Genomic DNA, 26,781 nt, shown 5'->3' with positions numbered 1-26,781 from the left:
ACAAAATAATTCTACTAAGTTATTCATCTGCCCACCTTATGTTGCTTTCAAATCGTTCTTGGTCGAAAGATCTGATCACTAGGTGGGCATTTAGTTCAATTCCTTAAGCAGAATTGAGGTTAAGTAATGATTTAAAAGGGATTAAAAGTAATCCCTTTTAAATTTCCTAGCTATCTTGGTTTAGCGAATACTTGAGTCCAATAACGCTGATAGTCAGAGTCACTATTTACTTGACAAGCTAACCCCATTTCAGTCACATCTGCATTCATGATATTAGCGCAATGGCCTTCACTAGACATCCATCCATCAACAACTTCTTGTGCTGAGGTTTGACCCGCAGCAATGTTTTCAGAAACACGACTCCAAGTATAACCTTGCGCAGTAACGCGAGTGCCCACAGTACTTCCATCTAAACCGGTATGATCGAAAAAGTTATAATTGGCCATATTGTTTGAATGCTCCGTAGCAGCTAATGTTAATGTGCTACTCCACGTTACTTCTGCAACCGCAGGATAACTAGTCTCACCACAGGTTTGGCTTTCAATACGAAGTTGATTAATGAGTGCTAATACATCGGATAAATCATCTTCACATGTCATTAGGCTGTAATCGACACTGGTTGTAGTGGTATCAGTTGTCGTCGTAGAATCATTAACTGAAGTTTCATCTGAAGTGCTTTCATTGCTTGATTGATCAACCTCAGCAGAGACTTCCTCGGATGAACTTGTGGTGGTGTTTTCTATATCGTCACTCGTCGATTCTGTTGTACTACTTGATGAACTGCCACCACATCCAGTGATCATAAACATACAAAGTAAAGAGGCTAACCAATATTTCATTTTATTATTTCCTATAGGGTCGTTGATTATCTAAATGTTCTCAGTTAGAAATAAGCAATTATATTTAAATCCTTTTTCTGAAAAAAATAGACAAATCTTATTAACCTAAGTTCAAACTCTCCTGAATAGCTATATAGACCCGTTACCATTTAAGGTGATTTGTTCAGTGGTTAGCTTTGACTCCAAGGCAAGGTGCAACATGATGACAATGGCCTGCCCTTCGTGCAGAGTTGGTTTTTAAGCTAACTACCCTGAGGTCAAACTGTGAAGCTAACTCATTGTTAGAAAACGTCGATTTAACCCGTTAGATCTGCCGTTTTCTGCTTAGAATCTGTTCACTTCACTACTTGCTGAGTTTTGTACCTTGAATGGGAATAGTGGGTTATTTGATGGTGAAAAATAAAATACTGAAATAAAAAAGCCCATCTTCACGGATTTAACATTACATTAAATAGTGAATATGGGCGTGTTGCTTTGTTAATAATGAAGTATTTATTAACTTGTAAATATTGGTCCTGCAGAAATTAATACTTTACCTTCTTCTTTGTCAGTATAACGAGCAAAGTTTTCAATGAACAAATGTCCTAGCTTTTCTGCTTTAACATTCCATTTTTCAGCATCTGCATAAGTATCGCGTGGATCTAAAATTGCACTGTTTACATTAGGTAATGCCGTAGGTACTTCCAAGTTAAATAATGGAATGGTTTTGGTTTCTGCTTTTTCAATAGAACCATCTAAAATAGCATCAATAATACCGCGAGTATCTTTAATGGAAATACGCTTGCCAGAACCATTCCAGCCTGTGTTGACGAGATAAGCTTCTGCACCACAAGCTTCCATACGCTTAACTAATTGTTCTGCATATTGTGTTGGATGCAGGCTTAAAAAAGCAGCACCAAAACACGCTGAGAAAGTAGGGGTTGGTTCTGTTATACCTCGCTCTGTACCCGCTAACTTAGCAGTGAAACCTGATAGGAAGTGGTACTGTGTTTGTGCTTTAGTGAGTTTAGATACAGGCGGTAAAACGCCAAAGGCATCAGCCGTTAAGAAGATGACCTTTTGAGCATGACCGCCTTTTGAAATAGGTTTTACGATATTTTCAATATGCTCAATCGGGTATGAAACTCGCCCATTTTCAGTTTTACTAGCATCATCGTAATCTACTGTACCTTGCTCATTCACCATTACATTTTCTAACAATGCATTACGTCTAATTGCGCCAAAAATATCGGGTTCAGCTTCAGCACTTAAACGTACTGTTTTAGCATAACATCCACCTTCAAAGTTAAATACACCATCATCATCCCAACCATGCTCATCATCACCGATTAATTGACGTTTTGGATCTGTTGAAAGTGTTGTTTTGCCCGTGCCAGATAAACCAAAGAAAATAGCGGTATCACCCGCTTTTCCGACATTCGCTGAACAATGCATTGAAGCCATACCATTGAGAGGTAATAAGTAATTCATGACGGAGAATAAGCCTTTTTTCATTTCTCCACCGTACCAAGTACCACCAATAACTTGTATTTTTTCAGTTAAGTTGAAGGCTACAAAGTTCTCTGAGTTAAGTTTTTGTTGCTGCCAATTAGGATTATTTGTTTTAGAGCCATTCATCACAACAAAGTCTGGTTCAAAATCGACTAGCTCTTCCGCGGTTGGGCGAATAAACATATTCGTTACAAAGTGTGCTTGCCAAGCAACTTCCATAATAAAACGCACTTTTAAACGTGAGTTAGCATTAGCACCACAATAAGCGTCAACAACAAAGAGTCTTTTATTAGAAAGTTGATCAGTTACTACCGTTTTTAGCGCTGTCCATGTTGATTGATCAATCGCTTTATTATCATTCTTACCTTGATCGCTCCACCAAACAGTATCGCGAGTCGTATCATCTCTTAATATGTATTTATCTTTTGGCGAGCGACCAGTGAAAATACCTGTATCAACGGCAACAGTTCCATTGTCAGTGATAATGCCTTTTTCATAACCACTTAAAGAGGGATCTGTTTCTTCGGTAAATAAGGTTTCATAACTAGGGTTGTAAATAATCTCAGAGATATCCGTAATGCCGTACTTTTCCAGTTGTGTTGTTGATAATACTGTCTGAGCCATGTTATTTTTCCCCTTATAACTTGTGATATTTCTATTAAAAAAAAGTGAAGTAAGAATTTGGAGAGTAAGGGAAATGTAGGAAAAGAAGTGGGATCTGGGTCTAATTCTTGCTCAAATAGATGCCACAGAAAGATATCTATGGCAACTTTGTGAGGTCACACTTTTGTATGATAATTAGTGTTTTAGGTCTGTAGAAGTAAATAAAATTTTAAGATCTTGCTCTTTGAATGAATAAGTCGTTGCACAGTACTCACAACGCATATCAATACTCTCTTGTTCTTCTAAAATTTCTTTAATTTCAGTTTCATCAAGTGATGCTAATGACGATAAACAACGTTCTTCTGAACAACCACATTTGAAGCTAATCGGTTGCATTTCAAATAGACGAACTTGCTCTTGATGGTATAAGCGGAATAATAATTCATCATTCTTTAATGTATAGATTTCTTCAGCTTTAATTGTCCCCGCTAGTGCACATACATGAGCGAAGTCTTCTTCATGCGTATCGCTGTGAGCAGGTAATGTTTGAATTAATAGGCCAGCTGCCTGCACAGGTGTTGCTTGGCTGTCTGCAAATAGGCTAATTTTAGTCGCGAGCTGTTCTGATTGAACAAAGTAATCTTCTAAACATGCTGCTAGCGTATCTTTTTCTAATGCGACTATTCCTTGGTAGCGTTCGCCATCCTCTGGCGTGATAGTAATCATAAGATTACCTTTACCAATTAATTGTGAAAACGATAACCCCGTCGTATCGCCTTCGTAGCGAGCTGTACCACGCACTTCTAAATCTTGATTTGCATTAATGACTGCCATGCTGAGTGGTCCATCACCTTGAATTTGTACAGTGATTTTACCTTCAAATTTTAACGTTGCAGTTAGTAAACTGGTGGCTATTAATAGCTCTCCAATAGTATTGGCAATCTCTTTAGGATAATTATGGTTATCGATACATTGCTCAAATGCACTATGTGCTTGTGCAATTTCACCGCGAATTTCAAAGTCATCAAATAGGAAACGTTGTAGTTGGTCTGTCATAATTTCTCTCAATATATATTCTGCAGCTGTTAATCAAAATTCGCTGTGTTACGTTGTGTTTTTGCGTGTATTAACTCACGGCGTTCTTTTTTGTTTGGCTTGCGGTCAGGATGTGGTGCATTTTGTAAACTTAGTTTACGAAGCAATTGGTGTTGTTCTCGTTTAACGACACTTTTTTCTGTTTCCTGATATAACGTTTGTGCAATTGGAGCCCCTCTACGTTGCTCAGAAATTGCTTCTACAGTTACTTCAAATAAAAGTTCTCCTTGGCGTATTGATAATACAGCACCAAGTTCTACGGTTTTACTCGCTTTACAACGTTGACCGTTATAATGGACTTTACCGCCTTGCACCATATCTCGTGCTAAGCCTCGTGTTTTATAGAATCGAGCAGCCCATAACCATTTGTCTAACCTGACTGTTGATGTTGTCATAATTTTTTAACTCGAAAAGTATATTTTAGTATAGCAACAAGCACTTATTTACTAAACTAAAACAAAATAATGAACCGATTATGTATAGTTGGGGTCGAAAGGCGATAAATCAAGGTATACATGTGCCATAATATTGATTATAAAGTTGTTATTTTATCGACAACTGCCCCTTAAACTTATAGCCTAAGTCCCATAACTGAAATTGTCTTATGATATCTTTTTATAAACAGCTTCGTTAGCATTAGTATGGCAGCAATAAGAATTGATATTTAATGATTTAGTTACAGGATGAGAATAGAGGTTATGATTTCCCTACTACCGAAAATAATACTCGCAGTGATATGTGCGTTAATCGCTTATCAATCAGGAGTATTAACTTGGTCCTTATATCCAGTTAAAGAAACACCTTATCATTGGACTCCTACGGCTCAAAAAACAGAAAATAAAACCGTTGCGTTAAATACTAAAAAATTACAAGAACAAGCATTATTTGGACAATATAAAGGTGAAGGTAATAAAGTTATTAATAAAGAAAGTCTAACTGAAGCCCCTAAAACACGTCTGAAGCTTACTTTAGTGGGTATTGTCGCATCATCTGAACCACAATTTTCAAGTGTTATTATTGAGTATAAAAGAGTACAAGATAGTTATTTTATTGATTCTGAAATTTCAGGTACTGATGCCATTGTTACTGAAATTTACAGTGATCGAATCATCATTAGTGTTAATGGTGAAAAGCAAACCTTAATATTGGACGGGTTAGAGCAAGCTAATAAAAGAATGGATACCATCGAAAAAGGGCAAGAAGTTAATGCTGCGCCTAAAAAGCGTAGAGGTCGAACAAAAAAGACAAAAGAAATAGATCTTGATAGAGACTCATTAGTAGAAAACCCAGACAAATTACTCGATTATATAAGTATCTCCCCAGTGCGAGATGGTAATCAAATTAAAGGTTATAGAGTGAACCCAGGGAAAAAACCTGAATTATTTGAAGACGCTGGACTGCAGCCTGATGATTTAGTTGTTGAATTAAATGGTGTTGATTTAACTGATATAAGTGAAGCATTGGGATTAATGAAGGAGTTCCCTACTATGACTGAAATGAGCTTAACAGTTGATCGTGATGGTGAGTTGAATGAGTTATTTATTAGTATTCCATAGTAATAAAAGCCATTGTAAAAATAAGTTTAGACAATAATAAAAATAAAAATAAGTTTAGACAACTAAGCTACTAATAACAGTCGTGTATTAACTAATGACTATAGACAGAAACATGTAAAAATGAGGTTGGTGTAATGATTTTAGGGATTAAGAAAAAACTGGTCAGACTAATAGGGGCCAGTGTTTTTATTTTGTTTGCACAGTCCACTCTAGTGCAAGCTGCTGAATTCTCAGCGAGCTTTAAAAATGCCGACCTTAACGAATTTATTAATATTGTAGGCAAAAATCTACAAAAAACGATTGTATTAGATCCTGCGGTACGAGGAAAAATTAATGTACGTAGTTATGATCTCCTCAATGAAAAGCAATATTACCAGTTCTTTTTAAATGTATTAGAAGTCTATGGGTTTGCTGTTGTTGAAATGGAGAGTGGCATACTCAAAGTCATCAAATCGAAAGATGCAAAGGTAGCAGCGATACCTGTTATTGATGATGGAAACCAATACAAAGGTGATGAAATGGTCACCCGTGTTGTACCCGTTATCAATGTATCAGTAAGAGAATTAGCGCCTTTATTACGCCAACTTAACGATAGTGCTGGTGGTGGTAATGTTGTGCATTACGATCCCTCAAATGTCATTATGATTACTGGGCGTGCTGCCGTGGTTAATCGATTAGTAAAAATTATTCAACGAGTGGATAGAGCTGGTGACCAAGAAGTTGATATTGTTAAATTAAAATTTGCTAGTGCGTTAGATATGGTAAATATGATCAACTCTATCCAACAAACCTCTACCAGTTCAAAAAACAGTTCTACTAGTGTCCTTAAGCCTCGTTTAGTGGCGGATGAAAGAACCAATTCAGTCATTATCAGTGGTGAGCCTAACACTCGAGCACGTGTGATTAAGTTGGTTAAATCGTTAGATAATGAATTAAAAAATAATGGTAATACACGCGTTTTTTACCTTAAATATGCTAATGCTAAAGAAGTTGTTCAAGTGTTAAGTGGTGTTAGCCAAGGTCTTGAAGAAGCTTCTGGTAAGTCATCTGGTTCTGCAAATAAGGACGCGAATGTAAATATTCAAGCTCATGAGGCCACTAATTCAATTATTATCTCTGCACAACCTGCATTGATGTCTTCATTGAGTAGCATTATTCATCAGCTTGATATTCGTCGAGCACAGGTATTAGTTGAAGCTATTATCGTTGAAGTGTCTGAAGGTGATGGTGTTAATTTAAGTGTGCAATGGGCTTCTACATCGGGTCTTGGAACTCAGTTTAACGATAATGGTGCTTCTATTGGCGACTTAGCGGCTGGTGTTTATGCCATCGATAATGACTCCGATGACTATGAAGACTTAGCATCAACTATTTCCTCAATTTCAGGTGGTATTGCTGGATATGTTGGTAGCGATTGGGCAATGATCTTACAAGCCTTAAGCAGTACCAGTACATCAAATATTCTTGCAACGCCAAGTTTAACAACCCTTGATAACCAAGAGGCTAGTTTTATTGTTGGTGATGAAGTGCCTGTATTAACCGGCTCAACATCTAGCTCAACGAATGACAATCCATTCCAAACGATTGAACGTAAAGAAGTAGGTATTAAGTTAAAAGTTACGCCGCAGATCAACGAAGGTGACTCAGTGCAGATGGTCATTGAGCAGGAAGTATCGAGCATACAAGGGCAAACTTCTGTGGATGTCGTTTTTGCGACGCGTTCAGTTAAAACAACAGTATTAGCGAAATCGGGTGAAACCATTGTTATTGGTGGATTAATCGATGAAGAAGTTAATGAGTCCGTTGATAAAGTACCTATCTTAGGCGATATTCCTTATATTGGTTGGTTATTCCGTTCAACTAAAAGTAGTACTGAAAAACGTAACTTAATGATCTTCTTACGTGCAACGATTATTCGTGATGACCAAACAATGAGAGAGTTAAGTAAACGTAAATATAGCTTAATGCGTGACGTTCAACTTGGTGAAGATGAAAAAGGTCTTGCGTTAATGCCTGACAGTAATATGCCTCTTTTACCAGAGTGGGGACAATCAGTTGAAATAGATCCAGATACTTTTATGAGTCACCCTGAGGTCTTTTCTGATGAAGAAGTAAATCGTTTAAATAAACAGAAGGTCACGACTAAAGAAGCGGATCTAGCTATATGAGCGATTTAAATGAGGTTGAAGCAATTGTTGATCCGGAGGTGGTTGAATTTACGCCTTCGGGGCAACTGCCTTTTGCTTTTTCTAAAAAACATGAACTCGTTATGTCGCATGATGGAAAAAGTAGTGCACTATGTTTTAAGCAAGTGCCTACTGTTGATTTATTAGTAGAGACTCGACGTGTTATTGGACACTCTTTTTCTACTCAACAAGTTGATGATGAAACCTTCGACCGACTCGTTGCTCGTGCTTATCAATCATCATCATTAGAAGCACAACAATTAATGCAAGATTTGGGTGCTGATGACTTTTTTACTTTAGCGGAAGAGTTACCAAGTGATGATGACTTATTAGAGGCTGAAGATGACGCGCCGATCATTAAGTTGATCAACGCGATGTTAGGCGAAGCCATTAAAGAAGAAGCATCAGATATCCATATTGAAACTTTTGAACAAACATTAATTATTCGCTTTCGTATCGATGGTGTATTACGTGAAATATTAAAACCACAACGTAAATTAGCCTCATTATTAGTCTCACGTATAAAAGTAATGGCGAAGTTAGATATTGCTGAAAAACGCATTCCACAAGATGGACGTATTTCATTAAGGATTGGTGGCCGTGCGGTGGATGTGCGTGTATCGACTATGCCTGCCAGCCATGGTGAACGTGTTGTATTACGTTTATTAGATAAAAACGCTGTTAAATTAGATTTATCAACGCTTGGCATGACTAAGCAAAATCATGTTTTATTACAAAACTTAATACATAAGCCACACGGTATTATTTTAGTAACTGGCCCTACTGGTTCAGGTAAAAGTACCACCCTCTATGCGGGATTATTAGAAATTAATTCTAGAGACAGAAATATTTTAACTGTTGAAGATCCTATTGAGTATTCGATTGATGGTATTGGTCAAACACAAGTTAATACTAAAGTAGATATGACTTTTGCGCGTGGCTTACGTGCTATTTTACGTCAAGATCCTGATGTAGTTATGATTGGTGAAATTCGAGACCTTGAAACGGCAGAAATATCAGTACAAGCCAGTTTAACAGGGCATTTAGTATTATCTACATTACATACCAATTCTGCTGTCGGTGCTGTCACACGTTTACGTGATATGGGCGTTGAACCTTTTCTTTTATCTTCTAGTATTCTTGGTGTATTGGCACAACGTTTAGTACGACGTTTGTGTCCTAAATGTAAAGCTCCTCATCCTGCAAGCGTTTCTGAAAAAGTCATTTTAGGCAAAGCAGATAATGAAGAAGCGATTATTTATCGTCCAACAGGTTGTAATAATTGTAATCATACAGGATACAGAGGGCGTACAGGTATTCATGAGCTATTAGTTGTCAACGAAGTCGTACGTGAATTAATTCATACCGGTGCTGGTGAACAAGCCATTGAACGCGAAATACGTAAAACTTCTCAGAGTATCCGTGATGATGGATTACAGAAAGTATTATCTGGTTTGACTACGTTAGAAGAAATTTTACGTGTAACTAGAGAGGATTAGTGTGGCTACTTTTTCTTATAAAGCGCTAGACGCAAAAGGTAAACAAAAAAAAGGGACTCAAGAGGCTGACTCTGCCCGTATGTTACGTCAACAATTACGTAACGCAGGAATGACGCCGTTAGAAGTAGAAGCTATTTCCGTTAAGCGTAAAAAAGCAGGTAATGGTCTCCTTCAAAGTAAAATAAAAACGGCCGATCTTGCTTTAATTACTCGTCAACTATCTACGTTAGTTGCTTCGTCTATTCCCATTGAAGAATCGTTACAAGCCGTTGCAGATCAATGCGATAAGCCAAAGATAAAAGATATGATCTCATCCGTTCGTGGTGGTGTGATTGAAGGGCATAGCCTCGCAGATAGTATGCGTAGTTATCCAATGATTTTTGATAACCTATTTTGTGCGATGGTGGCTGCTGGTGAAAAATCAGGACACTTAGAAAAAGTATTGGATCGCCTCGCTGATTACGCAGAGCAACGCCAAGAAATGAAAAGTAAAATGATGCAGGCCTTAATTTATCCGATCGTTTTAACGCTTGTTGCTATTTCAGTTGTTGCGATCTTATTAACTTCTGTTGTACCGCAAGTCGTCGGACAGTTTCAACATATGGGTGCTGACCTACCAGGCTCTACGACTTTTTTAATTGCGGCGAGTGATGCGGTAAGTGCTTACGGCTTATATTTTGTTGGATTATGTATTATTGCTTTTTTTCTGTTTAAACAGCACCTTAAAAAAGCAAAAAATCAATTACGTTTTGATCGCTATTTATTAACTGTACCTATCGTAGGTAAAGTTGCTAATGAGCTAAATACAGCGCGTTTTGCAAGAACATTGAGTATTTTAAACAGTAGTGCTGTCCCATTATTGGACGCCATGAGTATTGCAGGTGATGTGTTAAGTAATCAATACATCCGTTTAAAAGTAGGTGAGGCCGCTGAACGTGTTCGTGAAGGGACAAGTTTAGGCCGAGCATTAGAAAGTACTAAACTATTTCCACCTATGATGTTACATATGATCATGAGTGGTGAGCGTAGTGGTGAATTAGGTAATATGTTGGAACGATCTGCGGATAATCAAGACAAACAGTTTTCAGCACAAGTAACATTAGCCTTGGGCTTATTTGAACCTGCACTGGTTATTTCGATGGCCTGTGTTGTTTTGTTTATTGTCGCTGCTATTTTACAGCCAATTTTGGCGCTTAATAATATGGTATCAGGTTAGCTGAACCATTCGTTTTCATATAATAAAAAAGGATTAAAGAGTGATCAATTCAAAATCAACGACTCAGCAGAAAGGTTTTACCTTATTAGAAATCATGGTTGTTATCGTAATCTTAGGTGTATTAGCGGCAATGGTTGTACCTAACTTAATAGGCAATAAAGACAAAGCTGATATCCAAAAGGTAAAATCAGATGTCGTGGCACTAGAAAATGCATTAGATATGTATAGATTAGATAACAGTGTTTATCCAACCACTGACCAAGGTTTAGAAGCACTAGTCGAAGAACCAAGTTCTACTCCATCACCGCGTAACTACCGTGAAGATGGTTACATTAAGCGTCTTCCACAAGACCCTTGGGGAAATGATTACGTGTTAAATAGCCCGGGTGAAAAAGGCAAAATTGATATTCTTTCTGTTGGTCTAGATGGTGAAGAAGGGACTGATGATGATATTGGTAACTGGAACTTAAATGACAAATAGTTATTTATACTATTAATGTTGATAACGAATTAATGTTAATTACGATGCGTAAAGCCCGAGGGTTTACTCTATTAGAAATCATGCTGGTTATGCTTTTAATGGGGATGATTTCTGTTGGCGTTGTCATGACGTTACCAAGCTCTGGTAGTACTACTGAAGGTAGTCAATGGCATGCGCAACGTTTTAGTACTTTATTGCAACTTGCTCAAGATCAAGCGCTAATATTAAATACCGAATTCGGTATACAGTTTAATGAGCAAGGTTATACATTTGCCTCGTATGACGTTAATAAAAAACAATGGCTGCCTCTGGTTAATTCACGCATAGAAGCCGATGTAATACTCCCTGATACTGTGATTGCTGAATATAACTTAGCGGGCAGTGTTTGGGGTGAACTTGAAGCAGCGCAAAATGCAGTTAACGATGACTCCTTTATTGATGAATCCTATACAGTGAATATTGGAGAAGAGCAGGAGAGTAGTATTCAGCCTAGCGTTTATGTTATGTCTAGTGGTGAAGTAACCCCATTCAGTTATCAATTTTCAAATGTTGGTGATGCAGAACATTCAGTAACCGTTAAAGTCGCTATGACCGGCTTAATCGAAATATTAAGTGAGTAGTGTTAATGACAAAACGACTTAATAATAATTCCCTCAAACATAAAAGCGGTATGACGTTATTAGAAGTCATGTTGGCATTAGTGATTCTAGCAACTGCTGGATTAGCAGTTATGCAAGCGGCATCGCAATCTTTAAATAATCAAAACTACTTACAGCAAAAAACCTTCGCAACATGGATTGCAGGCAATAAATTGGCAGAATTGAAGTTAGAAGAGAAATGGCCTGGTTTAGCATGGGTTAGAGAAGAAGTAGAATTTGCTGGTGTTAAGTGGTACTTACGTTACGAAGGTGTAGAAACTGGGAATTCAAGTTTTAGAGCATTAGATGTTGAAGTGAGTGATAGTAAAGATGGCCAAGCACTGGGTTACATAAGGACTTATGTTGCTAAACAATAAAAGCTATCAGCATAAAAAAAATAGTGGTTTTACTTTAATTGAACTATTAATCGCTATCGCTATTTTTGCGGTATTAAGTTTTTCAGCTTATCAAATTTTACAAGGTGTCTTACGTAGCGGTCAAATTAGTAAAGAGCATGATCAGAACTTAGTTGAAATTCAACGAGGCATGTTATTAATTGAACGAGATTTTGTGCAAATGGTTGCAAGGAATTCACGTACTGGTAATACTGATGATGCAGATTTACAAGTGTTATATACAGGTCAAAACACCTTAGATTCAGACTATCAAGGTATCGAGTTTAATCGTGTCGGCTGGGCTAACCCACTTAACCTTTTACCTCGATCTAACATCTTACGTGTTGGTTACCGTGTTCAAGAAGGACAATTACAACGTTTATATTACTTGCATCCGGATACTGTTTCTGGCGAAGAGCCTGAGCAGCAAGTCATTCTTCATGACATTGAAAACTTAACATTTCGCTTTTGGGATGACGATTGGGTGAGTTCATGGAATTCATCATCAGAAATTCCAACGGGTATTGAAATGACGATTACCAGCAAACATTACGGCGAACTAAAACGTGTATTTATATTACCTAATAGTGTGGTTGGAGATTAATGGCTAGCCCTAAAAAACAAGCCGGTATTGCATTAATTACGGTATTAATGATTCTCGCTATTATGGTGACTATTGCATCGACAATGACCGGTAGAATGACATCCAGTTTATTAAGAACTGAAGGGATAAACTACTCTGAAAAAATTTACTGGTATGGTCAAGCAACTATAGAACTTAGCCGTATGATTTTAGAGAGCGATTTTGAAGATAGTGAAGTGATCAGTTTAGATCAAACTTGGGCAACACCTGATCTGGTGTTTCCTGTCGATGAAGGTACGATCACAGGTAATATTGTTGATTATCGTAGCTGTTTTAATATTAATGCGCTTTCTGTAGAAGAGGAAGATGATTCCGAACCATTAGCATTAACTCAATTTAAGCTGCTGTTAGATGGGTTAGAAGTTGAAGATTTTAGTATCGATGTTATTGCCGAATCAACTCGAGATTGGTTAGATAATAACGATACGGTAGATGAGTCAGAGGGTGCAGAAGATAGGTATTATGAAGCTCAAAATGTTCCACATTTAGCGGCTAATAATTTAATGGTTGATATCTCTGAATTAAGATCTGTACAAGGAGTGACAGGTGATATTTATGCACATATAAAGAAACATTTATGTGCTTTACCAACGTCAGAACAGCTTATTAATGTGAATACAGTCAAACAAGATAAAGCCGAAGTTTTATATGCTTTATTTCCAGAAGAGTTGGGCTTATCAATAGAAGACTTTCAAGATTTACTCGATGATAGACCAGCCAGTGGTTGGAGTTCAGTTGAAGAGTTTTTAGAAAATGATTTATTAACAGATAAAATAATACCGGAAGACGTACAATCACAATTAAGTGTAACCAGTGATTATTTCGAATTATATGGTTCAGCAGAGTTCGATGACCGAACAATTGTATTAAAATCATTATTTAAAGTAGAAGACGAAGAAGCAACGACGGTTCGTTTCCAATTTGCAGGAATAGAAGACATGATAGGAAGTGGAGATGCTCAGTGAGTGAACAATTAATTATTCGCCTAGCTAGTGAAGCAGATCAAGTTATTCATTGGTTAATTTGGTCTACTAGTGAAAAAGAGATCATTGCTTCTGGTGATTTAGAGAATGCGCAAGCCCTACAATTGTTAACTGAAAAAGCACTGTCACGTAAGGTGATTTGTTTAGTGCCTAGTGTAGATGTAACCCTAAAATCAGTCGTGATAAAAGGTAATTTTACGCGTCAAATGCAACAAGCGTTGCCTTATATGCTAGAAGATGATTTAGCCAGTGATGTAGATAAACTACACTTTTCAGTGTTGGCTAAAAAAACTGATTTAGTGGACATTGCTATTTGCTTTAAAAGTAAGTTACAAATGTGGTTAGATTGGTTAGTAGATGCAGATATTTTTTGCCAACGCTTGCTACCTGAAGCTTTAGCATTACCACAGCCTGAAGATAATGAATGGCAGGCGTTACAACTCGAGAAACAATGGTTGATACGTGAGAGTCTATATCAAGGGTGGAGTTGTGATAGTGAAATGCTTAATGATATTTTACAGTTACGTTTATCGGATAACCCACAACAAATCATTAAGAGTCATAGCCCTTTACCTACAAACACATTCGGCCAATGGCAAGCTGAACAAGTCATGTTGCCGATGCAATTATTAACTGAAGGTTGTGCTCAACATTCTTTTAATCTATTAACCGGTGAGTTTGCTGTTAAGAGAGAAGGGCATTTACAGTTACATAAATGGAAAGCGCCTGCGATAGCTGCTGTTATATTATTTGTGGTGTTGTTAGTTAATTTATTTGTACAAAAAAAGCAGGTAGATCAACAAACTTTACAAGTTAAAGGGCAAGTTGAAGCTGTTTACCAGCAAGCTTTTCCTGAGCAAAGCCCTTTGAGGTATAGCCGTATTAAGAAAAAGTTAAAAGGGTTATTAGCTAATGCCTCGATTACAGAGCAGGATTCAGGTTTGTTGATTATTTTAAATGATTTGCTGCCAAGCTTAAAAGCAGTTCCTAGTTTACAAATATCAACATTGAAGTTTAATAGCAAAAATCAAGAAATCAGTTTAGCAATCAGTGCTGATAGCTTCCAAGATTTTGAGCAGTTTTCATCAAAAGTACCAACACAATATAGTTTTAAGCAAGGTGCGTTAAGTAATAATAAAAATCGTATCAGTGGTGTCGTGACTGTGGGGATCAAATAATGTTTGAAGAAATTAAAGAGTGGTGGGAAAACACCACTGAAAGAGAGCAAAGACTGACACTTATTTCTGCCGTCATCGTTTTTATTGCTATCGTTTATTTTCTTTTATGGCAGCCATTAGCTAATAACTTATCAGTTAGTCAACAAAAGCTAAATAGTGCCCAACAAACCCTGCAATGGGTTGAAGTAAATGCTAATAAAGTTATTGCAGCTGGACTGATTGATAGTCAAGGAGAAACACAGCAAAACTTATCTCAGTTGATTAATAGCACCGCTAGACGCAATAAAATTAATATTTCTCGTATTCAAAATCGTAATGGAACCGTTGATCTTTCTATTAACCAAATTGAATTTAATCAATTTATAGAATGGATCACGACATTGCAAAATCAGCATAATGTGCAAACCGTTAGTGTTGATATAAGCCAGGATAAAGAACAAGGCATGATTAAAGTTAGCCGTTTATCGTTAAGTTATTAGATTTAAATTCAAGCATAATACAAAAGGTTTCAAATGAAATTTAAAATCACGATATTAATCGTGCTCGTTTACCTAATTACCTTAATGGTTAATTTACCGATGGCGGTGGTTGTTAATTGGCTTCCCAATAATTCTATTAAAATTAATCATGCTACTGGTTCGCTCTGGGAAGGGCAGGCAAAACAGATTGTAGTTAACCGTAAGTTGAGTTTTGATAATGTAAAATGGGATGTGCAGTTAATGGCATTGTTTACATTAAACCTAGAAGCTGATGTTTCCTTCAATAATGGTGCTCAAGCGATGTCTGGAAAAGGTGTCGTTGGTTATGGTTTTTCAGGGATAAGTGCATCAAATGTTATTTTAGATTTAAGCTCAAAAGAGCTCTTAACATTATTGCCAAAACGTTTACCGGTTAAAATTTCAGGAGACTTTTCCGCTGTTATTAAAGAGTTTACACAAGGCAAACCTTATTGTGAGCAGTTGCAAGGTAATGTACTTTGGCAAAATGCTGTTGTGACTAGCCAACTAGGCGTCGTAAATCTAGCATCTCCTACTGTTGATTTAGGGTGTGATAACGGTGATGTGACTGCCTTTGTGACTCAAGAGTCAGATGAACTTGCAACAACCTTAGATATTAGCTTGGGTGAAGGTGGTATATATAAACTCAATGGAGAAATTCAAGGAACTGATAAATTGGCTCCTTCAGTTGCTAAATCACTAACATGGATTGGTCCAAAAAATGATAATGGTGCGACAACGCTTAGCTTTAGCGGTAAATTATAAAGCATAATTTACTGAGGTCTCGTTAAGTGATTGTTTGGCTCAATACTTTATTATCATTTAGTTAATGCTCTTTTATTACTTCTCTAACCATAAAAAAGAAAAGTCTTAACTGGTATTTAACCATGTATGAATATACACTGTGTTTGTTTACAGTTTATTATCGCGTGGAGATCCTAATGAAAGAACTTACTAAACGCCAAGGCGAAGTCCTAGACGTAATTAAAGATCAAATTACAAAAACAGGTATGCCACCAACACGCGTGGAATTGGCAAGAATTCTAGGCTTTAAAAGTGCGAATGCTGCAGAAGAGCATTTAAAAGCATTAGCGCGTAAAGGGGCTATTGAAATACTATCTGGCACATCTCGCGGTATTCGTGTTATTAGTGACCATAAAGATAATGAAGCTGCCAATGAAGGTTTGCCTTTAATCGGTAAAGTTGCTGCAGGAGAGCCGATTCTAGCTCAAGAGCACGTTGAAACACATTACAATGTTGATCCTACATTATTTCATCCTGCCGCAGATTTCTTATTGCGTGTTCAGGGAGAAAGTATGAAAGATATCGGTATTATGGATGGCGACTTATTAGCGGTGCATAAAACCCAAAATATCAATAATGGCCAAGTGGTTATTGCAAGAGTTGAAGATGATGTAACCGTTAAGCGTTTTTATCGTGACGGTAAAAAAATAACATTAAAAGCTGAAAATGCTTTATTCGAACCAATTAAAGTTGATTTGGAATATCAATCATTTGATATCGAAGGTATTGCCGTTGGTGTTATTCGTACTGCTGATTGGATGTAGATACTCTTCTATCTGTTTTGAAACTTAATCGCTTAAGTAAATACAGTAAATAAATTAATAAAGCGAAGAGAATGCCAATACATAGTTATGCTATTTATTGGCATTTTCATAACTTGCTTTTAGCAAATAGAGTAAATAAATGAAACGTATACTACTGATATGCAGTCTTGTTGTTGTGGGCTTATTTTTCGCGTTAGGTGGATTGGAAGCCATTAATCCTAATACTCAAAGTAATAAAATATTTGCAACAGATAATAATGCATTAGTATTAGCAGAACCGCGTATTACGTTAAACGAATTTGCTTTTGAGAAAGCTGGTAAAGTTGCTTTTACTAACGAGTCATTAAAGGGAAAATGGACCCTTATTTTTGCAGGCTATACTTTTTGTCCTGATGTTTGTCCGACTACACTGGCTGATTTAGATCGAGTTTATCCTAGTCTAAAAAATGATAATGATACAACAACTCAGGTTGTGTTTGTTTCTGTTGACCCTAACAGAGATAAAGCAGAACAACTGGCTGATTATGTTCATTATTTTAATAAAAACTTTATTGGTGTCACCAGCACACATCAACAGTTATGGCCTTTTGTAACACAACTAGGTTTGATTTATGGCATTGTCGAAGCGGGGGATACAGAAGATTTTTATCTTGTTGATCACAGTGCATCTATTGTGTTGATTGATCCCGAAGGAAAGTTACACGCAACCTTTAAATCAGTACCTAATCAACAGGGTATTAATAGTGTTGATATGGATTTAATGGTTTCAGATATCAAGACGTTACAACAGCAATATATTCTTGAAATGGGTGAGCAGAGACATTAATACTTTCTAGTATTTATTACGAGCACGCTTTATTTAGCTTAATTGTTCGCTTCATCACATCCGCTTAGTAGAGTCAGACTAAGCGGTTAATCTAGTTAGAAGATTTAGCGAAGCTATTTATTAATCGTTATTAAATCTTTTTTGTCCAAAATAAAGCACTGCCAAATTCTGGATCAAGTTGGTAATCAGAAAAGCCTAAACGTTGGTAAGCTTTGCAAGCGACTTTATTACCACTTAAAACTTCTAATGTGATTTTACAACAATCACGAGCTTTGGCAATCTCTTCAATTTTTTTAAATAAATGTTTGGTTAAACCTTTTCCTCTAAAGTCGTTATGTACAACTACATCGTGAATATTAAATAATGGTTTACAAGCAAAAGTAGAGAAACCTTCAATCGCTGTTAATAAAGCTGCAGGTCTACCCTCATTAAATATTAAAACAATAAAAACATCTGAGCGTTTTAGTAGTGTTGATATTAAGTTTTGTTTAGCAAAGTCACTGATATCTTCACCACCACCCATTGGATCACAAGCATAGTGGGACATTAAACTGAGGTAAGCATCTGCATGTTGTTTATTATGTAAATCAGCCGTAACGATTTGAACTTTTAACATTTTAATTCCTTTTTTTGTCTTAATGATTAGTGCTTTTTCAGTTTAACTAATGGGTGAGATCGCGACTAGTATAAGTCTTATTTAAATTTTATGTTTTCAAATTTAATTTTAGTGTTAGACTTCTAGATGTCCAAATGAAAACTTGTAAAGGGAACAACTATGCCAATTCGTATTCCAGATGACTTACCTGCATCAAATATTTTAAAGTCTGAAAATATCTTCACTATGTCAGAATCACGAGCGAGTCATCAGAACATTCGTCCATTACGAGTCTTAATTTTAAATTTAATGCCTAAAAAAATTGAAACTGAAACGCAAATAATGCGTTTGTTGTCTAATACACCACTACAGGTTGATATTGAGCTATTGCGTGTTGATGCTCGGGCAAGCCGAAATACGCCACAAAAACATCTTGATAAATTTTATGGGGACTTTGAGCGTATAAAAAGCCAAAAATGGGATGGATTTATTATAACGGGTGCACCATTAGGCACGATTCCATTTGAAAATGTTTATTACTGGGATAAGTTTACTGAAATCGTCAATTGGTCTCGCCATAACGTGACGTCAACTTTGTTCCTTTGTTGGGCTGCACAGGCTGCGTTAAAAATTCTTTATGATCTAGAAAAAGTAACAAGAGATGATAAATTATCAGGGATTTATTCTCATAATACTCATCATCACCAACATCCGCTTGTTAGAGGGTTTGATGATCAATTTTGGGCTCCTTTATCGCGTTATGCAGAATTTAATAGTAATGAAATCCAGAGTAAAACGGACTTGACGGTTTTTGCTGATGCGCCAGATGCTGGTGTTTATTTAGCTGCAAGCCCTGACTGTCGCCAAGTATTTATTACTGGACACCCAGAATACGATGCGAATACCTTAAACAATGAATACTTAAGAGATATAGAAGAAGATTTAGAGCCAGTATTACCGGTTAATTATTTTCCTGGTGATGATATTGACCAAACTCCTCGTGCAATTTGGCGTAGTCATGGAAATCTTTTATACAATAACTGGTTAAATTATTGTGTTTATCAAGTTACGCCGTACGACTTAACCGATTTGAAATAACAAATAGGTGTTATTTTAGTTTTTAAGAATAAAGGTAACAATAAACTGGTAAAGGCTAAAACCTCTCCTATACTTATTTAGTAATAGGAATACGACAAGGAGCTTAACGAAGAAATTGTTAGATAAAAATATATATTATTTCGAAAAGGTTCTGTGAAGTTCACAGATTGGTTCTTAACATAGCGTTACTATGGCGTGGAATACAGTTGTTTAGTTTTCACATTTTTCATAAATATAAGACGGAGGTATAAAGTTATTTTAAATTTTACTCGTACCAGTGTTCTAAAATTATCAATTATTGAGTTGGTTTACTAAACACTCATTTCCCTCGATAGGGAGCTATTTTGGTTTTAGAAGTTAATGCTGGTTGTATTCATATATACAGGAGCTTAATTATTATTACGTTTTATCATTTTATTAAAAGTGAATGTCAGAGTGAGGAGTTTTTTATTTTAAAACTCATTGCCAGCGGGCGTTTCTAGCATTTACTTTTATCAAATTAGATAGTGGATTATTGGTAAAGTTTTGTTAATAGATAGCTAATTTATTATTTCTGTTAGTCGTTTATATTGATAATGCTTTTGATAATCACAATTAAATTGTTCTTTTATTTTAAAGCGAGCTACTAGGCTCGCTTTTTTATGCCTTTAAATTATCTTCTTCACTTTTTGCTCTCATTTTTAGTTACACAACTATCAAAAAATTCATAATTTATAACAGAATATTTCAAGACGTTATCCCCTTTGAAAAGGTTTGCTGATGACTTTTATGTTATTATGATGATTGGTTTTTATCTTAGAATAAGTAGCAGGGAACTCTATGTCAGTAAGTGATCGTAGTGCATTAATTAAAGCACAGCTTAAAAAACACATTCTTCTTATTGATGGCGCAATGGGCACCATGATCCAGGATCGCAAACTAGAAGAAGTCGATTACAGAGGCGAACGCTTTAAAGACTGGAACTGTGATGTTAAAGGTAATAACGATTTATTGGTGTTGTCACAACCGGAATTAATCGCAGATATTCATCGCCAGTTTTTAGATGCGGGTGCGGATATTCTTGAAACCAATACCTTTAATGCTACTACGATTGCCATGGCCGATTATGAAATGGAATCGTTATCTGCTGAAATCAACTTAGCCGCTGCTCGATTAGCGCGCAGAATGGCGGATGAAAAAACCGATGAAACACCTGAACGTCCTCGCTTTGTTGCTGGTGTGTTAGGTCCAACAAATCGTACTTGTTCTATTTCTCCTGATGTTAATGATCCTGCTTATCGTAACGTTACTTTTGATGAGTTAGTTGAAGCTTATATTGAATCAACTAAAGCCCTGATCCAAGGTGGTAGTGATTTAATTCTTATCGAAACAATCTTTGATACGTTAAATGCAAAAGCCGCAGTATTTGCAGTAGAAACAGTATTTGAAGAACTTGGTTATAAACTACCAGTGATGATCTCAGGCACTATTACCGATGCCTCTGGACGTACACTATCAGGCCAAACGACAGAAGCGTTTTATAATTCTCTGCGTCACGCGGAACCACTTTCTTTTGGTTTGAACTGTGCCCTTGGGCCTAATGAACTACGTCAATACGTACAAGAAATGTCTCGTATATCTGAAACCTACGTATCAGCACATCCTAATGCTGGTTTACCTAATGCTTTCGGTGAATATGATTTAGAAGCCGATGAAATGGTGACACATATTAAAGAATGGGCTGAAAGCGGGTTCTTAAATTTAGTCGGTGGTTGTTGTGGTACCACACCTGCGCATATTAAAGCGATGGCGGATGCAGTTGCAGGTATTAAACCTCGTGAACTACCTGAGATTGAAGTTGCTTGTCGTCTAAGTGGTTTAGAAGCGCTTACTATTCGTTCAAATTCATTATTCCAAAATGTAGGTGAACGTACCAACGTAACAGGTTCTGCACGTTTTAAGCGCCTGATCAAAGATGAATTATATGATGAAGCATTAGAGGTTGCATTACATCAAGTAGAAGCGGGCGCTGATATCATCGATATCAATATGGATGAAGCGATGCTTGATTCATTATTTGCCATGAAACGTTTCTTGAACCTATGTGCTTCTGAGCCTGATATTTCACGTGTGCCAATCATGGTCGATTCTTCTAAATGGGAAATTTTAGAAGAGGGACTTAAATGTGTGCAAGGTAAAGGGATTGTTAACTCTATCAGCATGAAAGAAGGTGTTGATAATTTTATCCATCAAGCAAAATTGATTCGTCGTTATGGCTTTGCTGTGATTGTGATGGCTTTTGATGAAGATGGTCAGGCTGATACACGGGCACGTAAGTTTGAAATTTGTAAACGTTCATATGACATATTAGTAAATCAAGTTGGCTTTCCGCCTGAAGATATTATTTTTGATCCCAATATCTTTGCTATCGCAACGGGCATTGAAGAGCATAATAATTATGCGGTTGATTTCATTGAAGCGGTTAAAGATATTAAAGAGAACCTGCCACATGCGATGATTTCAGGCGGAGTTTCAAACGTATCATTCTCATTCCGTGGTAACAATCCAGTACGTGAAGCGATACATGCTGTATTCCTTTATTACTGTATTAAAAACGGTATGGATATGGGGATTGTAAATGCGGCGCAATTGGCAATTTATGATGATATCCCAAAAGAATTAAAAGACGCAGTAGAAGATGTTGTTCTAAATAAACATGCCAACGGAACCGATGCTTTATTAGAAATAGCTGAAAAGTATCGCGGAGATGGCGGTGAAAAAGTCGATGAAACTAAAGTTTTAGAATGGCGTGGTTTACCCGTTAACGAACGTATTGCTCACGCCTTAGTTAAAGGTATTACTGAGTTTATTGAAGAAGATACTGAGCTTGCTCGCCAAGATGCGAATATGCCGATAGAAGTGATTGAAGGGCCGTTAATGGATGGCATGAATATCGTAGGTGATTTGTTCGGTGAAGGTAAAATGTTTTTACCACAGGTAGTTAAATCTGCACGTGTAATGAAGCAAGCCGTTGCTTATTTAAACCCGTATATTGAAGCCACTAAAGCGGTAGGCGCAACCAACGGTAAAGTGGTAATGGCAACCGTTAAAGGTGATGTACACGATATTGGTAAAAACATTGTTGGCGTTATTTTACAATGTAACAACTATGAAATTATCGATCTTGGTGTAATGGTACCAACCGAAAAAATTATTAAAACAGCACTAGAACATAATGCTGATTTAATCGGTTTATCGGGTTTAATCACGCCTTCTCTTGATGAGATGGTTTATGTCGCGAAAGAGATGCAACGCCAAGGTTTGACCATCCCATTATTAATCGGTGGTGCAACAACGTCTAAAGCGCATACAGCAGTAAAAATAGAGCAAAATTACGATCAGCCTGTCGTGTATGTTTCTAATGCTTCGCGTGCTGTTGGCGTTTGTCAGAAATTATTAAACCCTAAGCATAAACCAGAATTTGTTGAAAAACTGAATCTAGATTACGAACGTGTACGCGAACAACATGCAAATAAGCGTCCTCGAAGTGCACCAATTGGCTTACCTCAAGCACGTGCTAATGCCGCTAAATTAGATTGGGCGAATTACCAACCTAAAGTGCCTAACAAGCTTGGTGTGCAAGTGTTTAAAACAATGCCAATTAGCGTGCTAAAGGAATATATCGATTGGACGCCATTTTTCATGACGTGGGGATTAGCGGGTAAATATCCACGTATTCTTAAAGATGAAGTAGTAGGTGAAGAAGCAACACGTTTATTCGCTGATGCATTAGCGATGCTCGATACAGTCGAAGCGGAAGGTGAAATTAGTGCGGCTGGTATTGTTGGTTTATTTCCTGCAAACAGTGTGGGTGATGACATTGAAATCTATACTGATGAAACACGCACCGAAATATTACAAATAAGTAACCAGTTACGCCAACAAACAGAGAAAAAAGCACCTTTTGTTAATCATTGTTTAGCGGATTATATTGCGCCTAAATCATCTGGCGTTGCTGATTATATTGGTGCTTTTGCGGTTACTGGTGGTATTGGTGAGCGTGAAGTAGCTGACCGTTATAAAGCAAATAATGATGATTATAATGCAATTTTAGTACAAGCTGTTTGTGACCGTTTAGCGGAAGCCTTTGCTGAATATTTACACCAACAAACACGTAAAGACTATTGGGGCTTTGCTGCCGATGAAACGTTAGGAAGCGATGACTTAATTCGTGAAAAATACCAAGGTATTCGTCCTGCTCCTGGTTATCCTGCTTGTCCAGAACATACTGAAAAAGCCGCTATTTGGGCGCTAATGAATGTTGAGCAAGAGATTGGTATGGAATTAACATCAAGTTATGCAATGTATCCTGGCGCCGCTGTATCAGGTTGGATTTTCTCTCATCCTGACAGTCGTTATTTTGCAGTTGCAACAATTCAGCAGGATCAAGTTGAAGATTACGCAAAACGTAAAGGTTGGGATATGCAGACTGCTGAACGTTGGTTAGGTCCTAATATCAGTTAATAAGTACTTCTCTTAAAAGACAAAAAGGTATCGTTAGATAGCCTTTAATTCATTTTACAGAGTAATTACTTACTCGTACAGTTGCGTAAGTTTCTTCATAACTGTGCGAGTAAAACTCAAAAAAGTTACCAAATGGGTCTTCTAAATATACCATTTTTGCTTGTTTGCTATCGTCTTCTGGGTGGTAATGCATAATATCCATACGTACTTTACCGCCATACTGCTTAGTACGTGCAATAGCACCTTCGAAATCATCTGTTTGTAGACAAAAAGAGGAAGATCCCCAAGCGTAGAAAAATCTACTTGGTGGCGTTGTTGGCGCTCTTTTATTTCAAATAATTCAATCCGATACCATCGTTTGTTACTAAGTGCGCAATGTTAAAACCTTTAAAACCTTTAAAACCTTTAAAACCTTTAAAGCCTTCACCAAATACCGCTACACAAATTCTGCCAATCGCAGTCTCCCGCTCTTCTTGTACTTTAGTGTTACTCATTACTACTCTAAGACCTAGTGCTTTAGTGTAAAACTCAACCGCTTTATCCATATCGCCGACCATAAGTTCTGCTAATTCTACGTGATTTATTTTCATAACTGACTCCAAAATGTTTTATTGACTATTTTTTACTCTATTTCGATATGGAGATAATATTCTGGAGTTATTTATAATTTTAAATTATTAATTAAGATTTATTGCAAGGAATTAGTGAAATTATCGAAGATCATGATCAATCAGTTTTACCTACACTGATCATCAGTACAAATTTATTATTGAGCTAGTTTATTGCCTAAAGACGAAGTAACATTCCAATTAATATAAATACACCAATTGCCCAAACAAAATATTCAATAATAAGAAAACATTTAGTCAGTGCAATCCAAAGGTGTGAGCCATCATATTTTTCGGCTGCTTGCCATGCCCCTGACATTTGAATTAAGTTATATGCTAACGCTAATAATGTGAAAATTAATAACTCTGCAGGTGATTGATGAGTATTAAATACATTAAATAAATTGATCGTTACTAGATAAATGAGATTAGTTAGAATTCCGTATAACCAGACTGTTTTAGCTAACCCAAAATCGCCATAATATAACTTCCCAAAAAAGTTTTTTTGTAAAATGTTATTCATTGGCTTTCCTTATTGTCAGATTATAGATTTGTTTTTAGATCATTGATATTTATCGGAATATTTAATATCCATTACATTTTTATACTATTGAATGAACTGATTGGATATCAAAAACAAGCTATAAAAATCGGGGAGGAATAAGAGGGTGTTTTTTATTCTATTATTTTAAACCTTTTTTGATCAAATAACGGTAAGGAGTAGTCTCAATTTGTGCTTCTATTAATTGATGCTCCATAAAACGGCAGAAACTTGGGATATCACGTGTTGTTGCTGGGTCGTCTGCAATAATTTCTAATAAATCACCCGTTTCTAATTTACGGACTGTTTTCCTGATCACCATCACTGGTTCAGGGCAACGTAAACCCAATGCATCTAGTTGTTGTATCGCTGTGTTATCTGTCATCTTATTACCGAATACTAATCAAAATACGATATTAACATACCCACTATTGTCTAAACCACTATAAAAATCGATGTCATGGGACAATATTGTTGTGGTGGCATAGAAGTACCGATTTAATGCTGCGTAAGATATAAGAAAAGAAATTATTAAGGATTATTAGCTATTAAGACTGAAGCTTTAATTGATATGTGACATAAATAAAAACGGAGAGCATTAAGGTTATTGTTAACCGTTACACTCTCCGTTGTAGTTAGTCTATAAATGAGCTAGCTAAGGTGTCGCTTGCCCATTTTTTATTAAGGTTGGCTTAATAAAGTAAACTATTGACTAACAGTTGTTCTTAATAATATTTTATTATCTAAGCTTAAGTTTGGAGACCAAATAAATTGAGCATCATTAGCACTGTCATCAAAGACTTCAGTGAAATTTGTATATGATTTTTTATTGTCTACGCCGACAGTATCATTGCTAAATATAGTCGCTGATGGCCATTGGCTGTCGTCATACCCTTTTTTTTCCCAACCTGTTGGCATAGTCCAATGTACTCCATAAAGTATAGATGCATCATCAGTACCTTTTATAGTACAGTTAGTCGATAAACGAGATGTGCCAGATTCTGATAAGCAACTTAGATCTGAAACGGGTGCAGTATAATAATTTTGTGCTTTCCAGTTATCATCAGTAATCGCGACAACTTTATTGTTATTATCTTTAAATACTGCAACAAAACCACCATCACCTGGATGCGCTTTAGAACCTTGGTTATCTTCAGTACCTGTTCCTAAGTTTTCTTCCCAATCGACTGCTAACACTGCAATATCAAAAGGTTTATTTACTCTAAATTGAACAATGTTTGAGTTAAATTGAGTAAATGGTACAGGGTCTTTACCAACTGCAACGCCATTTATGTACATTTCAAAGTAGTTGTCTGCAAAAATGTAAGCTGTGATCACTTCTCCATCTGCATCAACTTCTATAATATCTTTGCTGTCTAACGCTGCGACAGCTGCTTTTGCACTACTGTATTGATTACCATAATCATTAAATAAATCTGGTGCGAATGGTATTGCATCATTTGTGTAGTTTACAACGGCTGGTACTGTCCATGTTGTTGCACCGTCAATGCTCTTAATTGAGCCGATTGCCGCTACTCGTCCACCTTTTGAAAATAAATTAGTGACTGTAGTTTGTGCAATACCATAGGTAAGCGAGCCAGAACCTTTATAATCACTTGGTTTTGTTGTTGCTGCGTTACTTTCATCGCTGCTATTACAGCCTTGTAAAAATAAAGTTAAGCATATTAATGTTGGTGCTACATAATATTTCATAATTTAAGTCTTCCTAATGTGGATGAATA

General features: G+C 36.6%; 24 protein-coding genes and 1 pseudogene. 16 read left to right on the top strand and 9 right to left on the bottom strand.

Annotation, left to right across the window (positions count from 1 at the left end; translation table 11 throughout):
- Positions 1 to 170 precede the first annotated feature (170 nt).
- The 4 genes from Q0794_RS15755 to hslR form a co-directional block, all read right to left on the bottom strand.
- Positions 171 to 839 carry a CAP domain-containing protein gene (locus Q0794_RS15755; RefSeq protein WP_298943492.1) on the bottom strand — a complete coding sequence of 223 codons (669 nt, stop codon included), beginning with the start codon at positions 837 to 839 and terminating at the stop codon, positions 171 to 173.
- A gap of 495 nt (positions 840 to 1,334) precedes the next feature.
- On the bottom strand, positions 1,335 to 2,954 hold the full coding sequence (gene pckA / locus Q0794_RS15750; RefSeq protein ID WP_298943490.1) for a phosphoenolpyruvate carboxykinase (ATP): 1,620 nt from the start codon (positions 2,952 to 2,954) through the stop codon (positions 1,335 to 1,337).
- A 174-nt stretch (positions 2,955 to 3,128) separates the two neighbouring features.
- The gene (hslO, locus tag Q0794_RS15745; RefSeq protein ID WP_298943494.1) at positions 3,129 to 3,992 is read right to left on the bottom strand and encodes an Hsp33 family molecular chaperone HslO; all 864 of its coding nucleotides are present in this window, start codon (positions 3,990 to 3,992) and stop codon (positions 3,129 to 3,131) included.
- Between the two features lie 26 nt (positions 3,993 to 4,018).
- Positions 4,019 to 4,423 carry a ribosome-associated heat shock protein Hsp15 gene (gene hslR / locus Q0794_RS15740; protein ID WP_298943488.1) on the bottom strand — a complete coding sequence of 135 codons (405 nt, stop codon included), beginning with the start codon at positions 4,421 to 4,423 and terminating at the stop codon, positions 4,019 to 4,021.
- A 303-nt stretch (positions 4,424 to 4,726) separates the two neighbouring features.
- Here hslR and gspC point away from each other — a divergent pair, with 303 nt between their 5' ends.
- The 14 genes from gspC (at position 4,727) to Q0794_RS15670 (ending at position 17,694) form a co-directional block, all read left to right on the top strand.
- Entirely contained in the window at positions 4,727 to 5,584 is an 858-nt protein-coding gene (gene gspC / locus Q0794_RS15735) for a type II secretion system protein GspC (protein ID WP_298943487.1), read from the top strand.
- Positions 5,585 to 5,718: 134 nt separating this feature from the next.
- Positions 5,719 to 7,752, top strand: coding sequence for a type II secretion system secretin GspD (gene gspD / locus Q0794_RS15730; RefSeq protein ID WP_298943485.1), 2,034 nt, complete (start codon positions 5,719 to 5,721; stop codon positions 7,750 to 7,752).
- Positions 7,749 to 9,269, top strand: coding sequence for a type II secretion system ATPase GspE (gene gspE / locus Q0794_RS15725; RefSeq protein ID WP_298943483.1), 1,521 nt, complete (start codon positions 7,749 to 7,751; stop codon positions 9,267 to 9,269). Before gspD ends, gspE begins: the two co-directional genes overlap by 4 nt.
- A gap of 1 nt (position 9,270) precedes the next feature.
- Positions 9,271 to 10,485, top strand: coding sequence for a type II secretion system inner membrane protein GspF (gene gspF, locus Q0794_RS15720; RefSeq protein ID WP_298943481.1), 1,215 nt, complete (start codon positions 9,271 to 9,273; stop codon positions 10,483 to 10,485).
- Between the two features lie 40 nt (positions 10,486 to 10,525).
- On the top strand, positions 10,526 to 10,966 hold the full coding sequence (gene gspG, locus Q0794_RS15715) for a type II secretion system major pseudopilin GspG (RefSeq protein ID WP_298943479.1): 441 nt from the start codon (positions 10,526 to 10,528) through the stop codon (positions 10,964 to 10,966).
- Between the two features lie 32 nt (positions 10,967 to 10,998).
- The gene (gene gspH / locus Q0794_RS15710) at positions 10,999 to 11,586 is read left to right on the top strand and encodes a type II secretion system minor pseudopilin GspH (RefSeq protein WP_298943477.1); all 588 of its coding nucleotides are present in this window, start codon (positions 10,999 to 11,001) and stop codon (positions 11,584 to 11,586) included.
- Between the two features lie 5 nt (positions 11,587 to 11,591).
- A complete protein-coding gene (gspI, locus tag Q0794_RS15705; RefSeq protein WP_298943476.1) occupies positions 11,592 to 11,981 on the top strand; it encodes a type II secretion system minor pseudopilin GspI in 390 nt (129 codons plus the stop codon).
- Positions 11,968 to 12,603 (top strand): type II secretion system minor pseudopilin GspJ, encoded by a 636-nt coding sequence (gene gspJ / locus Q0794_RS15700; RefSeq protein WP_298943474.1) that lies wholly within the window; start codon positions 11,968 to 11,970, stop codon positions 12,601 to 12,603. The genes gspI and gspJ overlap by 14 nt, the downstream gene beginning before the upstream one ends.
- On the top strand, positions 12,603 to 13,607 hold the full coding sequence (gspK, locus tag Q0794_RS15695) for a type II secretion system minor pseudopilin GspK (protein WP_298943472.1): 1,005 nt from the start codon (positions 12,603 to 12,605) through the stop codon (positions 13,605 to 13,607). Before gspJ ends, gspK begins: the two co-directional genes overlap by 1 nt.
- Positions 13,604 to 14,803, top strand: a complete 1,200-nt coding sequence (gene gspL / locus Q0794_RS15690) for a type II secretion system protein GspL (protein WP_298943471.1) — start codon at positions 13,604 to 13,606, stop codon at positions 14,801 to 14,803. The genes gspK and gspL overlap by 4 nt, the downstream gene beginning before the upstream one ends.
- On the top strand, positions 14,803 to 15,282 hold the full coding sequence (locus Q0794_RS15685; protein WP_298943469.1) for a type II secretion system protein M: 480 nt from the start codon (positions 14,803 to 14,805) through the stop codon (positions 15,280 to 15,282). The genes gspL and Q0794_RS15685 overlap by 1 nt, the downstream gene beginning before the upstream one ends.
- A gap of 33 nt (positions 15,283 to 15,315) precedes the next feature.
- Positions 15,316 to 16,065 carry a type II secretion system protein N gene (locus Q0794_RS15680; protein ID WP_298943467.1) on the top strand — a complete coding sequence of 250 codons (750 nt, stop codon included), beginning with the start codon at positions 15,316 to 15,318 and terminating at the stop codon, positions 16,063 to 16,065.
- 176 nt (positions 16,066 to 16,241) lie between these two features.
- Complete coding sequence (gene lexA / locus Q0794_RS15675) at positions 16,242 to 16,868, top strand: transcriptional repressor LexA (protein WP_298943466.1); 627 nt, start codon at positions 16,242 to 16,244, stop codon at positions 16,866 to 16,868.
- Positions 16,869 to 17,007: 139 nt separating this feature from the next.
- Positions 17,008 to 17,694 carry an SCO family protein gene (locus Q0794_RS15670; protein WP_298943464.1) on the top strand — a complete coding sequence of 229 codons (687 nt, stop codon included), beginning with the start codon at positions 17,008 to 17,010 and terminating at the stop codon, positions 17,692 to 17,694.
- Positions 17,695 to 17,824: 130 nt separating this feature from the next.
- On the opposite strand, the gene Q0794_RS15665 is transcribed toward Q0794_RS15670, so the two are convergent.
- The gene (locus Q0794_RS15665) at positions 17,825 to 18,310 is read right to left on the bottom strand and encodes a GNAT family N-acetyltransferase (RefSeq protein ID WP_298943462.1); all 486 of its coding nucleotides are present in this window, start codon (positions 18,308 to 18,310) and stop codon (positions 17,825 to 17,827) included.
- Between the two features lie 159 nt (positions 18,311 to 18,469).
- Between Q0794_RS15665 and metA the strand changes: the two genes are divergently transcribed.
- Positions 18,470 to 19,387 (top strand): homoserine O-succinyltransferase, encoded by a 918-nt coding sequence (gene metA, locus Q0794_RS15660; protein ID WP_298943460.1) that lies wholly within the window; start codon positions 18,470 to 18,472, stop codon positions 19,385 to 19,387.
- An 819-nt stretch (positions 19,388 to 20,206) separates the two neighbouring features.
- Positions 20,207 to 23,890, top strand: coding sequence for a methionine synthase (gene metH / locus Q0794_RS15655; RefSeq protein ID WP_298943459.1), 3,684 nt, complete (start codon positions 20,207 to 20,209; stop codon positions 23,888 to 23,890).
- 49 nt (positions 23,891 to 23,939) lie between these two features.
- On the opposite strand, the pseudogene Q0794_RS15650 reads toward metH, so the two are convergent.
- From Q0794_RS15650 to Q0794_RS15635, 4 genes and pseudogenes are all read right to left on the bottom strand, one after another.
- Positions 23,940 to 24,480, bottom strand: a pseudogene (locus Q0794_RS15650) (VOC family protein).
- A gap of 196 nt (positions 24,481 to 24,676) precedes the next feature.
- On the bottom strand, positions 24,677 to 25,021 hold the full coding sequence (locus Q0794_RS15645; RefSeq protein WP_298943458.1) for a hypothetical protein: 345 nt from the start codon (positions 25,019 to 25,021) through the stop codon (positions 24,677 to 24,679).
- Between the two features lie 160 nt (positions 25,022 to 25,181).
- Positions 25,182 to 25,424, bottom strand: a complete 243-nt coding sequence (gene tusA, locus Q0794_RS15640) for a sulfurtransferase TusA (RefSeq protein ID WP_298943456.1) — start codon at positions 25,422 to 25,424, stop codon at positions 25,182 to 25,184.
- 320 nt (positions 25,425 to 25,744) lie between these two features.
- On the bottom strand, positions 25,745 to 26,752 hold the full coding sequence (locus Q0794_RS15635; protein ID WP_298943454.1) for a hypothetical protein: 1,008 nt from the start codon (positions 26,750 to 26,752) through the stop codon (positions 25,745 to 25,747).
- Positions 26,753 to 26,781 lie beyond the last annotated feature (29 nt).

This window comes from uncultured Psychromonas sp. (genome assembly GCF_947489755.1).
Taxonomy (GTDB): domain Bacteria; phylum Pseudomonadota; class Gammaproteobacteria; order Enterobacterales; family Psychromonadaceae; genus Psychromonas.
The sequence above is the reverse complement of the archived record's forward strand: the minus strand, read 5'-3'. Positions and strand labels throughout refer to the sequence as shown.

Bases quoted from the DNA above. Each gene is read 5' to 3' on its own strand.
- Q0794_RS15670 (WP_298943464.1), top strand. From the start codon at position 17,008: ATGAAACGTATACTACTGATATGCAGTCTTGTTGTTGTGGGCTTATTT.
- gspH (WP_298943477.1), top strand. From the start codon at position 10,999: ATGTTAATTACGATGCGTAAAGCCCGAGGGTTTACTCTATTAGAAATC.
- Q0794_RS15645 (WP_298943458.1), bottom strand. From the start codon at position 25,021: ATGAATAACATTTTACAAAAAAACTTTTTTGGGAAGTTATATTATGGC.
- lexA (WP_298943466.1), top strand. From the start codon at position 16,242: ATGAAAGAACTTACTAAACGCCAAGGCGAAGTCCTAGACGTAATTAAA.
- gspE (WP_298943483.1), top strand. From the start codon at position 7,749: ATGAGCGATTTAAATGAGGTTGAAGCAATTGTTGATCCGGAGGTGGTT.
- Q0794_RS15755 (WP_298943492.1), bottom strand. From the start codon at position 839: ATGAAATATTGGTTAGCCTCTTTACTTTGTATGTTTATGATCACTGGA.
- Q0794_RS15665 (WP_298943462.1), bottom strand. From the start codon at position 18,310: ATGTTAAAAGTTCAAATCGTTACGGCTGATTTACATAATAAACAACAT.
- Q0794_RS15685 (WP_298943469.1), top strand. From the start codon at position 14,803: ATGTTTGAAGAAATTAAAGAGTGGTGGGAAAACACCACTGAAAGAGAG.
- gspI (WP_298943476.1), top strand. From the start codon at position 11,592: ATGACAAAACGACTTAATAATAATTCCCTCAAACATAAAAGCGGTATG.
- hslR (WP_298943488.1), bottom strand. From the start codon at position 4,423: ATGACAACATCAACAGTCAGGTTAGACAAATGGTTATGGGCTGCTCGA.
- Q0794_RS15635 (WP_298943454.1), bottom strand. From the start codon at position 26,752: ATGAAATATTATGTAGCACCAACATTAATATGCTTAACTTTATTTTTA.
- gspC (WP_298943487.1), top strand. From the start codon at position 4,727: ATGATTTCCCTACTACCGAAAATAATACTCGCAGTGATATGTGCGTTA.
- gspK (WP_298943472.1), top strand. From the start codon at position 12,603: ATGGCTAGCCCTAAAAAACAAGCCGGTATTGCATTAATTACGGTATTA.
- metA (WP_298943460.1), top strand. From the start codon at position 18,470: ATGCCAATTCGTATTCCAGATGACTTACCTGCATCAAATATTTTAAAG.
- gspD (WP_298943485.1), top strand. From the start codon at position 5,719: ATGATTTTAGGGATTAAGAAAAAACTGGTCAGACTAATAGGGGCCAGT.
- metH (WP_298943459.1), top strand. From the start codon at position 20,207: ATGTCAGTAAGTGATCGTAGTGCATTAATTAAAGCACAGCTTAAAAAA.
- Q0794_RS15680 (WP_298943467.1), top strand. From the start codon at position 15,316: ATGAAATTTAAAATCACGATATTAATCGTGCTCGTTTACCTAATTACC.
- tusA (WP_298943456.1), bottom strand. From the start codon at position 25,424: ATGACAGATAACACAGCGATACAACAACTAGATGCATTGGGTTTACGT.
- pckA (WP_298943490.1), bottom strand. From the start codon at position 2,954: ATGGCTCAGACAGTATTATCAACAACACAACTGGAAAAGTACGGCATT.